Source organism: Faecalibacterium taiwanense (assembly GCF_036632915.2).
Classification (GTDB): Bacteria; Bacillota; Clostridia; order Oscillospirales; family Ruminococcaceae; genus Faecalibacterium; species Faecalibacterium taiwanense.
Genome location: NZ_CP155552.1, coordinates 394301 through 408506 on the forward strand (window position 1 = coordinate 394301; position 14206 = coordinate 408506).

Consider the following 14206-nt stretch of genomic DNA (forward strand, 5'->3'; position numbering starts at 1 on the left):
CAAACCCTTGCGGGTTTGCCAGCTCCCTCAAAGAGGGAGCCTTTGACAAAGCGGAAAAGTTTCCGGTTCTGCCAAAGGCCCCATCCCCGAGGGGGCTGTCGCCGAAGGCGACTGGGGGAGTTCTATTTGCATATTATCTGTTTTTCAGCAGCTCTTCCCGGCTCCTTGCTTTGCCGTAATATCTCCCATAGGGATTATCCAGCGCCTGTGCAAGGGAGACCGGCTTTTCCGGCTCCGGCCTTTGCACCGGCTTTGCTGTGCGGTCAAATGTGAACCCGGCGGCAGGCCCGCCGCGCTTTACCCGGAACCGCATGGCTCAGCCCTCTGCACTGGCAGTGGAAACAGCCCCGGCGGTCAGCTTGTTCCACAGTTCTTCGCCGCCCTCAAGCAGGTCGGCGGAGTCCTTGTTCCATGCGCCGCGGATACCGATATAGTACCGGCTCATCAGCTCCTGACTGGAGCCGCTTTCGCTCTGCACAGCATCAGAAGCGTAATCGCCCAGATCAAGGCCCGCCAGCACCGGGCAGTCGGTCCAGCGGTAGACCATGTTCCACCAGTCACTGTCTGCGTCGGACTGCGGCAGGCTGCCGTCGAGGTAGCGCAGGGTGCCGGTGGTCTGCTGGAACCCGGCTGGGTCGTACAGGATGAAGATGGAACTCAGCGCGCCCTGAATGTCGGTGGAAAGCTTGGTGGTGCCTGCCATGTCAAGGTAGGCGTCCGAGTCCTCGTTGCCAAAGTCCATGGTGTAGAGGTTCAGCTTTACCACCACCTTGCCGTCGCCGTTCCGGTCTTCGCCGTAGGCGGCAAGGGCGTCCTGCAGGGCGGTCTGGGTGGCTTCCGGCAGGTAGTGGGGTGCCACAACGGCCACGTTATAGTCTGCATGGACGGTAAAGAAATACTGCCCGATGAAGTTGTAACCGAAGAACACCACGATGATGCCGATGATGATGACCCACTTGAGGTTATAATCCCACCAGTTGGCCCAGCGTTCCTTGCGGGTGTACTGGCGCTGTTTGCGGGGCTGGAGGTCTTTGGGGTCAATATCGCGTTCGTAACGGTAGCTTGCCATGGGGCAGTTTCCTCCAAGTTCTGATTTACAGCTGTGCCAGAATGGCCTGACGCACAGCGTCCGGCAGCTGCTTCTGCTCGGCCTTGCTCATGCCTGCAGTCCGGATGGGCGGCAGCACCTTGATATGCACGCTGCCCGGATGGCACAGGTTGCCATTGTTCTCAAACAGGGCACGTGCACCGGTAATGGCCACCGGAACCACCGGTGCGCCGGTCTTGACGGCAATGCGGAATGCACCGGCCTTGAACTCACCGGCACCGCCCTCTTCTCCCTTGTAGCGGGTGCCCTCCGGGAAAATGACGAAGCTCTTGCCGCTCTCCACAATGGCAGTGGCATCGTTCAGGGCGCGCACGGATGCCCGCAGGTCGTCGCGCTGCACGAACACGCAGCCCAGTAGCTTCATCCAGCGGTTCAGCAGCGGGATCTTTTCCAGCTCTTCCTTGGCAAGGATGCCGTGGGGCTTATCCAGACTGGCCAGCAAAAGCGGGATGTCGTAGTAGCTGCGGTGGTTGCCCACGAACACGCAGGCCGTATCTTTGGGGATATTCTCAAGGCCCTCCACGCTCAGGAAAACGCCGGTCACCTTTAAAATGCCCCGGCTCCAGTGCGGGATATGCTTGTTGACGAGCTCTTCCACCAGCTGCATGTCGCCTGCAGCCAGAGCGCGTTCCGCCCGGCGCAGCACGCCATAATGGACGATCATATAACCAAATAAGTAAATAAACATCGCAATCGTGCGAAAAATGCTCATTGCGTTTTCCTCCCTCCGGCAAAATATGCCATTGTCATTGTATCACACTTTTTGTAAAAAGGGGAGAAATAACACTTTTTTTACAAATCGGAGGATCTGCGGTCTTGCAAAATTGACAAAATGCGGGTATATTTATAGTTGTAAAGCCAGCACAATGGCACTTTCTGCACGAAATGCTTTCTGCCGGCCCAATGGATGAAGAGAGAGGTACCATACGAACATGGGTTTATTTCCTTCCGCAAATGACTTCAAGGCCGGTAAGGGCGTTGAAAAGGATGCTCCCCGCAAGACCGGCGTGGGCCGTTTTTTTGAGCTTGTGGGCCGTGATATGAACGGCATGTTCCTTGCAAACCTGCTGGCCTGCATCGGCTTTCTGCCGGTGATCTGTCTGGTGTACATCGGCTTTCTGGCAAACAGCCTGCCTGTCATGCTGGCAAGCGCGGTGGTAGGCGGCATTCTGGCCGGGCCTGCGCTGGCTGGCATGTACGATACCGTGCTGCGTGCCCTGCGTGACGAAGCCGGTTACTGGTGGGTGACCTATCGCCGTGCCTTCAAGCGCAACTTCAAGGCCAGCATTGCGCCGGGCATCTTCTACTGTGTGGTGGTCACGGCACAGATCTTCCTTGTGTATTTCTGCTTCAATATGCTGAGCAAGGGCACCAATGTGGGCGTGCCGCTGTGGGTGGCCACGGTGCTGAACCTGCTCATCTTCCAGATGCTGTTCGCCTACATGTGGCCGCAGGTGGTGCTGCTGGATCAGCCCTTCAGCCTGACCGTGAAAAACAGCATCAACTGCATGATCGCGTTCCTGCCCCACGCACTGGCGGCGGCCATCGTGCAGATCCTGTTCTGGGGCGTGGTGATCCTGTGCATGCCGCTGGGCCTGCTGCTCATGCTGATCTTCGGCTTCTGGTTCGTGACCGAAGTATCCTGCCAGATCATCTACGGCGATATTGAAAAGGTGTTCCACATTGAGGAGAGCATCCGCAAAATGAAGGATGCCGAGCTGGAAGCCGCCCTCCAAGAGGACTACGGCGAAAGCACCGACGACACCGAAGAGTAAATTTGAACTTCCGCAAAGGAGAGGTGCTCCATGGAACAACGGAATAATCTGGTTTTGCAGGGCACCGAGACCTTCTCCCGCGGGCAGCTGGACAATGTGGCACTGGACGGCGGTGCACTGGTGCTGGACAGCGTGGCGGGCCGCTGCCTGCAATACGGCAGCTACACCACGCCGGAATTTGCCATGCCGGCCTTCTGCAACCTGAATGTCAGCTGGAACGCCTTTGCGCCCCACAACACCATGGTGGAGGTGCGCTGCCGGGTATATGCCGGAGGAAGCTGGACCGGCTGGATGAGCTTTGGCAAGTGGGCGCCGGGCTACCCCCGCTGCAGCTGCAATTCCCAGAGTGACGACGGCATGATCTTCCTCATGGGCGATACCGTGACCGTGGCAACGCCCGGCGGCGGCACCGGCGTGCAGCTGCAGGTGAACCTTTCCACCAACGATGACAAGGTCTCGCCCGCAGTGCGCCTGCTGGCCGCGGCAGTGCGGCCGCTGGCGTGGGAAAAGCACAACGGCCACCCGCTGAACCGGCAGCTCTATCTGCCGGAATACTGCCTTTCCGCCCACGATCCCAGCTTTGGCCGCACCATGGATCTGCCGCTGGTCATGGCGGCACTGATGAACTGCTGGGGCGAGGATGTCCTGCCCGAAGAAGTGGCCTATGTGATGGAGGACATGGCCCACAGCACCACCGCCAATGCGGCCTTTGCGGCTGCTGCCGCCGGCTGCTGCGGCTACCCCTGCTGGCAGGCATGGATGGACCTTGCCGACCTGCGTGCCCAGATCCACGATGACTGCTGTGTGGCAGTGCAGGTGGAGCGGCGCATCCGCGGCCAGCGGGACCCGGTGCGGGTCTGGATGGGCCTGCGCGGCTTTGGCCACGACGATGCCGTAATGGCAGATTATGTGCTGCTGAACGACCCCACCGCAGATTCCAACGGCGCAGTGAACTGCACCATGGCACTGGTGGACTTTATGCGTTACTTTACCGGGCGCGCCATCGCCCTGCGGGCAAAACCCCGCGATGTTGCCGCCAACCGTCCGCTGCGGATGCGCTGCGAGCTGGTGCCCGGCGAGACGGCAGACGTTTACTATTTTGAGCAGCGCGGCGTGAAGGACCCGCTGCCGGAAGGCTTTTCCGGCTGGGTGGCCTGTGCGTGCCACGACGGTGTGGCCCACGCCACCACCGCCCACCGCAGCTTCTGCCGGATGGAGCGCACGCCGGAGGGCGGCATCCGCTTCCCGGAAAAGATCATGGCCGCAGGCTGCCGCTGCAGCGTGTATGCAGTGGACCAGACCGGTGCCATGCGCGTGGCGGAGGTGCGGCTGCCAAAGCCGCGCCCCACGCCGGAGCAACCTGTTTCCCAGGCACAGGAAAAGCCGGCGGAATGACCGGCCCGACCCAAAGCCTTTGGGCTATAGATCAAGACATAGGAGGAACACATTATGGCAAAGACGATCATCACTTTGGGACGTGAATACTGCACGGGCGGCCGCTACATCGCTGAAGATGTGGCAAATGCGCTGGGCATCAAGCTTTACGACAAAGAGCTGATCACCATGGCAGCAAAGCACTCCGGTCTTTCGGAAGAAGCTGTTGCCGCCAGTGAAAAACGGCATACTCACAGCCTGCTGTACAGTCTGTACACCATGGGCAATGAGCTGCCGCTGGGCGATCAGGTGTTCATTCTTCAGAGCCGCATCATCAAGCAGCTGGCCGAGGAAGGCCCCTGCGTGATCCTGGGCCGCTGCGGCGACTATGTGCTGCGTGAGCGCAAGGATGTGCTGCGCGTGTTCGTGTACGCCCCCAAGGAGTGGCGGCTGGAATACGCAAAGACCAATCCTCTGGTCAAGGCCAAGGACGAAAAGGGCATCAAGGACGAGGTGGAAAAGACCGACCGCAACCGTTCTGCCTACTACAACTACTACACCCAGAACCGCTGGGGTGATGCCCACAACTATGATCTGGCCATCAACGCTGCTCTGGGCCGCGAGACCTGCGTGAAGATGATCCTGGACGCAGCCGCCGCCAAGGAGAAGAACCTTGGCTGACCGTCCGGGCACTTCAAAATAAAACAACGATGATTCGTGGGTAGGGTGCTTTTGCACCCTGCCCACGTTTCGGGCAACGGCGACTGTTTTACTCCTTCAGTCACGGCTCCCGCCGTGCCAGCTCCCTCGAAGAGGGAGCCTTTGGCAGTATGATGGAGTTCCTGATTTTGCCAATGCCTCCCTCATTGAGAAAGACTTCCCCCGGCCGGGGGAAGATGTCACGCAAGTGACAAAAAGGGGAGCGGTGGCATCGCGCAGCGATGACGGAAGGAGTTATTCGGCAGCGGCCTTGCCATATTCCCTGTAACCTCAACATCAAAAGGAGCAAACGTGGAAACAAAGCAACCCCAAACCTCTCCCGCCCAAACGCGGGAAAACATTATGGGCACCATGGAGATCAACCCTCTGCTGGTCAAGCTGAGCGTGCCCATGATGATCTCCATGCTGGTGCAGGCGCTTTACAACGTGGTGGACTCGGTGTTCGTGTCCCATGTGAGTGAAAGCGCCCTCACCGCTGTGTCCCTCGCCTTCTCGCTGCAGAATGTGATGATCGCTGTGGGCGTGGGCACCGGCGTAGGCGTGAACGCCATGCTGTCCAAAAGTCTGGGCGAAAAGAACCAGAGCCGCGCCAATGCCACGGCGAAAAACGGCATCTTTCTTTCGCTGTGCAGCTTCGTGGTGTTCCTCGTCATTGGCCTTACCTGCATGAAGCCCTATTTCTATGCACAGACCAGTGATGCGGCTATTGCGCAGCAGGGCATCCAGTATCTTTCGGTGTGCTGCATCTTCAGTCTGGGCCTTTTCACCCAGACCATGGGCGAAAAGCTGCTGGCCGCTACCGGCCGCACCCACCTGAGCATGATCAGCCAGCTGGTGGGTGCCGTGGTGAACATCATTCTGGACCCTATCTTCATCTTTGGCTACTGCGGTGAGGCCCTCAGTGGTACCACCGGCGCAGCTGTGGCAACGGTCATCGGCCAGTTCTGCGGCGCAGGCATGACCCTGTTCTTCAACCTGAACAAAAACCCGGATATCCAGATCAGCTTCAAGGGCTTCCGCCCCAGTGCCAAGGCCATTGGCCGCATCTACACGGTGGGCCTGCCCAGCATTGCCATGCAGTGCGTGGGCAGCCTGATGACCTTTGGCATGAACCTGATCCTCATGAGCTTCTCGGCCACAGCGGTGGCGGTGTTCGGTGTGTACTTCAAGCTGCAGAGCTTCGTGTTCATGCCCATCTTTGGCTTGAACAACGGCATGGTGCCCATCATCAGCTACAACTACGGTGCCCGCAGACCGGACCGCGTGAAAAAAACCATCAAGCTGGCAGTCTGCTATGCCGAGTGCATCATGCTCATTGGTTTCTGCATCTTCCAGTTCGCACCGGATAAGGTGCTTGGCATCTTTGCGGCCAGTGATGCCATGCTGGCCATTGGCATCCCAGCCATGCGCATCATCTGCCTGCATTTCCTGTTGGCGGGTGCCAGCATCGTGCTCAGCTCGGTGTTTCAGGCACTGGGCAACGGTGTGTTCAGCCTGATCGTTTCGGTCTGCCGGCAGCTGTTCGTGCTGCTGCCGGCCGCATGGCTGCTGGCCCAGACCGGCAATGTCAACAATGTCTGGTGGGCCTTCCTCATCGCTGAGATCGTCAGTGTCCTGCTGAGCCTTGGCTTCTACGCCCGCATCAACAAAAACATCATTGCCCCCATGTATTCCCCTGCCGAATGAGGGGCGTGAAAAACTGTCCCTGCAAAGGAAAGGAACGTGATCTCTATGGTAAAAAAGCTCAAATGGAATCTGGTGCTCATGAGTGCGCTGTATCTGGGTCTGGGCGTTTTTCTGCTCATGAAGCCCACCACGGCCCTGAACATCGTGTGCTATGCGCTGGGCGCTGTGGTGCTGGCCTGCGCGGCGGTGCAGCTCATCCGCTATTTTGTGGTGGAACGCGGTGTGTTCCAAAGCCAGCTCACCCTGATCTCCGGCATCATCTGTCTGGCATTGGGTGCGTTCCTGATCCTGCGCAGCGACATCGTGGTGAGTATCCTGCCCATCGTGTTCGGCCTGTTCGTGATCTTTGACAGCATCAGTCGTGTGCAGAACGCACTGGACCTGCGCCGCTGCGGCTATTCCAGCTGGAAAAGCTTTCTGCTGCTGCCGGTGCTCAGCGTGGTGCTGGGCGTTATCATGATCCTGAACCCCTTCGGCACCATGGAAACGCTGGTCATGGCCATTGGCATCATCCTGATCGTGGAGGGTTCCATCAACCTGCTCAGCGCCCTGTACACGGTGCTGGCCGTGCGCCGTTTTGCCAAGCTGCACCCGGAGACTCAGTCCATGCTGGAGTCCCTGACCGGTGAAGACCTGAACGGCGACGGCGTAGTCGCCCCGGATGTGACCCGCACCGATGCCGAGGCCAGCGCTGTGGAGCTGGATGAGGTGGACGAGAGCGCCACTGTGGAACAGGAGAACGAGAAATAAGGAAACTCCTCCAGTCTGTTTCGCAGACAGCCCCCTCTGGGATGGGGCCTCTGGCCAAGCCGGAGACTTTTCCGTTTCCGCGGAAGTTTGCCGGAATGCCAAAGGCTCCCTCAATGAGGGAGCTGGCAAACCCGAAGGGTTTGACGGAAGGAGTTCGCAATCAAAACAGCAAAGGATAAAAGAGAAATGGAAAAGTATGATCTGATTATTGTCGGTGCCGGCCCGGCTGGCATTTTTACCGCTGTGGAGCTGCTGCGCCACGGCAGCAAAAAGAAGATGCTGCTGGTGGAAAAGGGCAAGCCCGTGGAAAAGCGCCACTGCCCCAAAGCCGAAGTGGGCCACTGCGTCAACTGCCGCCCCACCTGCGCCATCACCACCGGCTTTTCCGGTGCAGGTGCCTTCTCGGATGGCAAGCTGAGCCTCTCCTATGAGGTGGGCGGCGACCTGCCCACCCTGATCGGAGAGGAGTTTGCACAGGAGCTTATCGACTACACCGACAAGATCTATCTTGAGTTCGGCGCAGACCCCCATGTGGAGGGCATCTACACCGGCGAGGAGATCAAGGAGATCCGCAAGAACGCCATCCATGCCGGCCTGAAGCTGGTGGACTGCCCGATCCGCCATCTGGGCACAGAGAAGGCTCAGCAGCTGTATCTGGCCATCCAGAACTATCTGGCCGACAACGGCGTGGAGATGCTGTTCAATACTGAGTGCGAGAACATCATCCTTGAGAATGAGGAGTGCAAGGGCGTGCTGCTGAAGGACGGCGATCAGGTCCGGCCTGTGTATGCGGATACCGTGGTCATTGGCACCGGCCGCCGCGGTGCGGACTGGCTGGAAAAGATCTGCGCCGAGCACCACATTGCCCATAAGCCCGGCACCGTGGACATCGGTGTGCGCGTGGAGTGCCGCAACGAGGTCATGGAAAAGGTGAACAAGGTGCTGTATGAGTCCAAGCTCATTGGCTACCCCAAGCCCTGGAAGAACAAGGTGCGCACCTTCTGCCAGAACCCCGGCGGCTTTGTGGCGCAGGAGAACTACGACAACGACCTTGCCGTGGTCAACGGCCACAGCTTCAAGGAGAAAAAGAGCGAGAACACCAACCTTGCGATTCTGGTCTCCCACAACTTTACCGAGCCGTTCAACCAGCCCATTGCCTACGCACAGAAGGTGGGCGAGCTGACCAACATGCTGGGCGCAGGCCACATCATGGTGCAGCGCTACGGCGACATTCTGGACGGCAAGCGCACCTGGCAGAAGGAGCTGGCCCAGTCCAACGTGAAGCCCACCCTGAAGGATGCCGTGGCAGGCGACATTACCGCCGCCATGCCCTACCGCGCCATGACCAACATCATTGAGTTCATCAAGATGCTGGATATGGTGGTGCCCGGCTTTGCCGCCAACGAGACCCTGCTGTACAGCCCGGAGCTGAAGTTCTACTCCAACAAGGTGAAGATGGACGAGAACCTTGACACCAACATCAAGGGCCTGCACTGTCTGGGCGACTCCTCCGGCTGGACCCGCGGCCTGATGATGGCTTCGGTCATGGGCGTGCTTATGGGCCGCAAGCTGGCCGAAAAGGAAGACTGCTAAAAACAAGCATCAACAAAAACAAAAAATCCCGGCACTGCAAGGTGTCGGGATTTTTTAGGTTTGAAATTCAGCCCTCAATGAGCTCCACAGTCTTCATCTTGACCGGGGTGGTGGGCTTATCGTTCCAGTCGGTGCGGACAGCTGCGATCTTATCCACAACATCCATGCCTGCAACCACCTTGCCAAAGGCAGCGTACTGGCCGTCCAGATGAGGTGCATCCTGATGCATGATGAAGAACTGGCTGCCGGCGCTGTTGGGGTTCATGGCGCGTGCCATACTGATCACGCCGCGGGTGTGCTTGAGCGGATTGTTCACGCCGTTTGCAGCAAACTCGCCCTTGATGTTCCAGCCGGGGCCGCCGGTGCCGTTACCCAGCGGGCAGCCGCCCTGAATCATAAAGCCGGGGATCACGCGGTGGAAGGTCAGGCCATTGTAAAAGCCCTCGCTGACCAGCTTCTTGAAATTCTCACAGGTGATAGGAGCGGCTTCTTCGTTCAGCTCGATATCGATGATGCCGCCGTCTTCCATAGTAATGCGAACCATAACGCTACAATACTCCTTTTGTGTTGCCCCGCAGCAGTGCGGGAGTGTTCGGCAGAAGGCCTGCCGGATATCTCTTATAGTATACCATAGGTTTTGGGGGTTGCAACGCCGCAGATGCAACGTTTTTGTTAAAATTCATCTTTCATCTCCACCATATCGGCCCAAAAGCGCTTGGGGCAGTGGGTCATGCGGCATTTTTCGTTGTGGCGGGCCTTGATCTCCAGCGTCTGGTAGAACTGCTTCCACAATGCCTGAAACTGCTGCTCCCGCTTGCTGGGCGGCGGCAGCTCCAGCGGTGCAGCCAGCTCCAGCAGCCGGGCCTTGTGGTCCTCCTGCAGCAGCACAGCCTGATGCACCGCATCGTAGATCATAAAGTTTTCTTCCGGGAACCGTCCGCAAAAGTGGGGCCGCAGCAGCGGCAGGATGTAGTTTTTGGGGTGGATGACGGCGCCCAGCATCCCGTCGTGCTCCTCAAACCGCACAAAGCCCTGAAACTTGTCCACTTCCCAGTCAAGGCTTTTCTTCATCTCATACAGCGGGGCCACGTCCGGGTGGCCGGTGCGCTTCACGGTGCCGGGGCCGAGGGCGAAGGCCAGATGCAGAAAGCGGATGAGCAGCAGCTCTTTGTCCTCCCGCCCGGAGAGGAAATCCCGGCTGACGAGGTACTCTGTCTCGGGGCCAAGCTTTCTGCCAAAGCTGGCAAACACCCGCTGAGCCTTGGCGTGGTCGGTGGGGATGTCCTTGACCGGGTACAGGGTGGAAGTTTCCCGCTGGGGTGTCCACACCGCAAAGGGGATCTCGTGCTGGGCAAAGCTCTCGAACACGCAGCACAGAAAGCCTTCAAAGCTGCTGTCGTAGAGGTACACCACATCCGCATCGTGGAGCCTGCGGGCTTTCTGAACTTGAACATTTACAGCGCCTTCGCCAGACATTGCACCGCCTCCTCCCGCACCATGCGCATGGCTGCGCGCGGTGCCACGCCCTGCGTGATCAGATCGTCCACCGCAGGCGGCGTGAACAGACTGAGCTGTTCGCAGCTGCCGCCGAACACGTTGGGGTCGATGAGCGCCTGCGTGATGCGCTCCCGCCCGGCGGTGCCACGGCCCGGGTGCGCACCCGCAAAACCCTTGCAGGTGATGAAATACTGTGCCCGCTTGAGCACCACGCCCATGCGCTTCAACTCGTCCAACCCAAGGCTGGAAAGCTTGCGCGCGTGCCAGATGCGCCGGGCACTTTTGGGGCCGATGCCCGGCACACGCAGCAACATTTCAAAGGGCGCGCGGTTCACATCTACCGGAAAAAGCCCGTAGTGCTGCACGGCCCAGTTGCATTTTGGGTCGAGGTAGGGGTTGAAGCTCTGGTTGGCTTCATCCAGAATTTCGTCTGCCTTGAACTGGTAAAACCGCAGCAGCCAGTCAGCCTGATACAGCCGGTGCTCCCGCAAAAGCGGGGGTTTGGTGTCCAGCGCAGGCAGGCGGGTGTCCTCGGCTACCGGGATGTAGGCGGAGTAGAACACCCGTTTCAGACTGTACTTCCGGTACATGCCCTCAGTGAGCTTTAAAATGTGGTAGTCTGTCTCCGGCGAAGCGCCTACGATCATCTGGGTGCTCTGCCCGGCGGGTGCGAACTTTGGCGCATGGCGGTAGACGGTCAGCTCCTGTTTGCTCTGCGCGCCGGAAACTGCGATCTGCTTCATGGGCCGGAAAATGGAGTGCCGCCCTTTGTCCGGGGCCAGCAGGTTCAGGCTCTGCTCACTGGGCAGCTCCACATTCACGCTCAGGCGGTCGGCCAGATATCCCAGCTGCTGCAGCAGTTCCGGGCTGGTGCCGGGGATGGCCTTGGCGTGGATGTAGCCCCCAAAGCGGTATTCGCCCCGCAGCAGCCGCAGGGCGGCCAGCATCCGTTCGGTGGTGTAGTCCGGCGTGCCCAGCACCGCGCTGGAAAGGAACAACCCTTCAATGTAGTTGCGGCGGTAAAACTCCACAGTCAGCTCAGCCAATTCCCGGGGCGTGAAGGTGGCACGGGGGATATCGTTGGACTTGCGGTTGACGCAATAGCTGCAGTCGAAGGCACAGCAGTTGGTCATGAGCACCTTTAAAAGGCTCACGCAGCGGCCATCAGCGGTAAAGGCGTGGCAGCAGCCCGGTGCATAGCAGCTGCCAAGAATGCCTGCCCGCGCGGTGCGGGATGCGCCACTGGAGGTGCAGGCAACATCATATTTGGCGCTGTCGGCCAGAATGGTAAGCTTGTCCATCAGGGTCTGTTCCATGCAGAATACACCTCCAAAGTGGGAAAAAGGGTCAAAAAATAAAGCCATGCGCAAAATTGCAGATGGCTTTTATGGTTTCACGGTTAGCGTCCTCGCCCTCTCAGTCTCACTTTGTTCGACAGCTCTCCCAAAGGAGGAGCCTTTGGCAGTACGGGAAAGTTTCCGGTTTTGCCAAGGCCTCCCTCCATGAGGAAGGCGGCTGCGAACAGCGTGAGCAGACGGAAGGAGTTATTACCATTTTGCCTTGGTTTCCACCACGCGGCCGGCGATGTGCAGATGGTTCAGGTCCTCGCCCTTGATGACCATTTCGCTGTAGGCCGGGTTGAAGGGCTGCAGCACCACGCAGTTGCCGCGCTGGATATAGCGCTTCAGGGTGCCCTCGCCCTCATCGCCGTAGATCAGCACGCCAAGGTCGCCGTTTTCCAGTGTGTCCTGCTTGTGCACAAGGGCAAGGTCGCCGTCCTGAATGCGGGGCTCCATGCTGTCGCCGCGCACCACCAGATAAAAATAGTTGGAGGGGTCCTTCACACGGGCATACTCCTGACCGTAGTCCTCCTCAAAGGCGAGGGCACCGTAACCGGCCTTTACCGTGCCGATCACCGGGATCAGGCTTTCAGAATAGCTGCCAAAGAACCGCTCTTCCGGGGCGGAAACATTGCTTACCGGGCGGTACAGGCCCAGCAGATAATCTGCTGTGGTGTTCAAAAGCTCGGCAATGCGGGCCACGGTAGACGGATCGGGAGAGGACTTGCCGCTTTCCCATTTGCCGACAGCCTGCTGTGTCACGCCCAGTTTGGAAGCCAGCTCAGCCTGGCTGATGCCCTGCTTTTTGCGGCACTGCTTCAAAAGTTCTGAAAACGACATGGTATATTTCTCCTTTACACCGCGAGGAAATTTTCTTGTGTTTATTATACAACAAAAAGGTGTACTTGTAAAGACCTGAAACAGGCCAAGACCCAAAAAGGTTGTGGTAAATTTTGTTTTTAAGGGCTGAAAGAAAAAAATTGCCCCAAAGGCTTGACACCGGCGTGCAAATCTGGTAAATTAAATAGGCATTCGACACGGCGTAAGGCGGATGTCCACAAGGAGAGATGTCCGAGTGGTTTAAGGAAGCAGTCTTGAAAACTGCCGTACGGCAACGTACCGTGGGTTCGAATCCCACTCTCTCCGCCATTTTTTATTGAATAAGTGTAACACACTTTGCTCTGGAGTAGTACTCAAGAGGTCGAAGAGGCGCCCCTGCTAAGGGCGTAGGTCGTCTAAACAACGGCGCGAGGGTTCAAATCCCTCCTACTCCGCCAAGAAAAAGCTCGTTGATTCGTTGAAATCAATGGGCTTTTTCCTTTGTAAAGGAAAAATGCGGCTTGCGGAACAAAAAAGGAGGAACCAATGGCGTTTGGCGTTTTGGCGGGTCAGATCACGGTGATCTTTCTGGAGGTGCTGCTGGGCTATGTAGGTGCACGCAGCGGCATCATCAAGGATCGTGACAGCAAGTTTTTGTCGGATTTTATCATGAAGCTTCTGCTGCCCTGTACCATGCTGGCTGGTGCAGCCGTGGATGGTGAGCCGGAGCTGCTCACTCAGGCAGGGGTGCTGTTCGTGCTGCTGCTGGCACTGTTTGTGGTGACCACCGGCCTGTGCCGGTTGAGCAGCTGGCTGCACCACGACACGCCGGGTAAGTATGCGGTGCTGGTGGGCACGGCGGCTATGCCCAACTGCGGCTTCATCGGCCTGCCGCTGTGCAGCGCCCTGCTGGGCACCGCGCGCGGCACTGTGTTTGCGGGCATGGCCATGGCCTCTTATAATGTATGGTTCTTTACCTATGTGGTGTGCCTGTTCCGCCCTGGCGAGAAGATCCGGCTCAAGACCTTCATCACCCCCACCAACATTGCCACGGTGGCTATGCTGGTGCTGCTGGCCACCGGCTGGCGGCTGCCCGCACCGGTGCAGCAGTTCTGCAGTGCGGTGGGCGGCTGCACCACCCCGCTGGCGCTCATGATCGTAGGTGTGCTGCTGGCAGACAGCGACATCCGTGCGCTGCTGCACACCGGTTTCCTGTACCGGGTCACCCTGCTGCGCGGCATCCTGTTCCCGCTGCTGTTTATGCTGCTGCTGTGGCTGCTGCCGCTGGACAATGTGCTGCGCACCGGCCTGTCCATCATCGCCTGCTGCCCGGCCGGCAGCCTTGCCGCTGTGCTGGCCAAACAGACCGGCACCGAGGCGACCCTTGCCAGTCAGGCGGTGGCCCACTCCACCGTGTGTATGCTGGTCACGGTGCCTGCCATGCTGCTGCTAACGGGCGTTATGTTCCCGATGTGAGAAGCTGTAAAAAAGCCCGCTGTCTTTGGACGGCGGGCTTTCTGCTGTTATAGCATAAGGTTCGTGAT

Annotated in this window: 14 protein-coding genes and 2 tRNA genes; 9 read left to right on the plus strand and 7 right to left on the minus strand. The window is 58.7% G+C overall.

What is annotated here, in order from left to right; all coding sequences use genetic code 11:
* Window positions 1-133 precede the first annotated feature (133 nt).
* The 3 genes from PXT33_RS01810 to PXT33_RS01820 are packed head-to-tail and all read right to left on the minus strand — an operon-like array spanning window position 134 to window position 1820.
* Entirely contained in the window at window positions 134-313 is a 180-nt protein-coding gene (locus PXT33_RS01810; RefSeq protein WP_005943509.1) for a hypothetical protein, read from the minus strand.
* A 3-nt stretch (window positions 314-316) separates the two neighbouring features.
* Window positions 317-1069: a hypothetical protein gene (locus PXT33_RS01815; RefSeq protein ID WP_097774641.1), complete on the minus strand. Its 753-nt coding sequence runs from the start codon at window positions 1067-1069 to the stop codon at window positions 317-319.
* A gap of 25 nt (window positions 1070-1094) precedes the next feature.
* Window positions 1095-1820 (minus strand): 1-acyl-sn-glycerol-3-phosphate acyltransferase, encoded by a 726-nt coding sequence (locus PXT33_RS01820; RefSeq protein WP_154260572.1) that lies wholly within the window; start codon window positions 1818-1820, stop codon window positions 1095-1097.
* 220 nt (window positions 1821-2040) lie between these two features.
* Between PXT33_RS01820 and PXT33_RS01825 the strand changes: the two genes are divergently transcribed.
* From PXT33_RS01825 to PXT33_RS01850, 6 genes are all read left to right on the plus strand, one after another.
* A complete protein-coding gene (locus PXT33_RS01825) occupies window positions 2041-2883 on the plus strand; it encodes a DUF624 domain-containing protein (protein ID WP_005943504.1) in 843 nt (280 codons plus the stop codon).
* A 30-nt stretch (window positions 2884-2913) separates the two neighbouring features.
* A complete protein-coding gene (locus tag PXT33_RS01830) occupies window positions 2914-4278 on the plus strand; it encodes a hypothetical protein (protein ID WP_332375838.1) in 1365 nt (454 codons plus the stop codon).
* Between the two features lie 54 nt (window positions 4279-4332).
* Window positions 4333-4938: an AAA family ATPase gene (locus PXT33_RS01835; RefSeq protein ID WP_097774644.1), complete on the plus strand. Its 606-nt coding sequence runs from the start codon at window positions 4333-4335 to the stop codon at window positions 4936-4938.
* A gap of 330 nt (window positions 4939-5268) precedes the next feature.
* Window positions 5269-6663, plus strand: coding sequence for an MATE family efflux transporter (locus tag PXT33_RS01840; protein WP_243145084.1), 1395 nt, complete (start codon window positions 5269-5271; stop codon window positions 6661-6663).
* 45 nt (window positions 6664-6708) lie between these two features.
* Window positions 6709-7413 (plus strand): HdeD family acid-resistance protein, encoded by a 705-nt coding sequence (locus PXT33_RS01845; protein ID WP_097774646.1) that lies wholly within the window; start codon window positions 6709-6711, stop codon window positions 7411-7413.
* Between the two features lie 186 nt (window positions 7414-7599).
* Window positions 7600-9006, plus strand: a complete 1407-nt coding sequence (locus PXT33_RS01850; protein ID WP_332375839.1) for an FAD-dependent protein — start codon at window positions 7600-7602, stop codon at window positions 9004-9006.
* Between the two features lie 67 nt (window positions 9007-9073).
* Here the strand turns inward: PXT33_RS01850 and PXT33_RS01855 are convergent, their stop codons facing one another.
* The 4 genes from PXT33_RS01855 to PXT33_RS01870 form a co-directional block, all read right to left on the minus strand.
* Window positions 9074-9550, minus strand: coding sequence for a peptidylprolyl isomerase (locus tag PXT33_RS01855; protein WP_005943496.1), 477 nt, complete (start codon window positions 9548-9550; stop codon window positions 9074-9076).
* Between the two features lie 128 nt (window positions 9551-9678).
* Complete coding sequence (locus tag PXT33_RS01860) at window positions 9679-10482, minus strand: TIGR03915 family putative DNA repair protein (RefSeq protein ID WP_332375840.1); 804 nt, start codon at window positions 10480-10482, stop codon at window positions 9679-9681.
* Window positions 10461-11819 carry a putative DNA modification/repair radical SAM protein gene (locus PXT33_RS01865; RefSeq protein ID WP_120080304.1) on the minus strand — a complete coding sequence of 453 codons (1359 nt, stop codon included), beginning with the start codon at window positions 11817-11819 and terminating at the stop codon, window positions 10461-10463. The genes PXT33_RS01860 and PXT33_RS01865 overlap by 22 nt, the downstream gene beginning before the upstream one ends.
* A 231-nt stretch (window positions 11820-12050) precedes the next feature.
* Window positions 12051-12683, minus strand: a complete 633-nt coding sequence (locus tag PXT33_RS01870; RefSeq protein WP_005943491.1) for a LexA family transcriptional regulator — start codon at window positions 12681-12683, stop codon at window positions 12051-12053.
* 221 nt (window positions 12684-12904) lie between these two features.
* Between PXT33_RS01870 and PXT33_RS01875 the strand changes: the two genes are divergently transcribed.
* The 3 genes from PXT33_RS01875 to PXT33_RS01885 all read left to right on the plus strand — a co-directional run bounded on the left by PXT33_RS01875 (window position 12905) and on the right by PXT33_RS01885 (window position 14138).
* Window positions 12905-12992: transfer RNA gene (locus PXT33_RS01875), tRNA-Ser, on the plus strand.
* A gap of 34 nt (window positions 12993-13026) precedes the next feature.
* A tRNA-Ser gene (locus PXT33_RS01880) sits at window positions 13027-13120 on the plus strand.
* Between the two features lie 88 nt (window positions 13121-13208).
* The gene (locus PXT33_RS01885) at window positions 13209-14138 is read left to right on the plus strand and encodes an AEC family transporter (RefSeq protein ID WP_097774648.1); all 930 of its coding nucleotides are present in this window, start codon (window positions 13209-13211) and stop codon (window positions 14136-14138) included.
* Window positions 14139-14206: the final 68 nt, after the last annotated feature.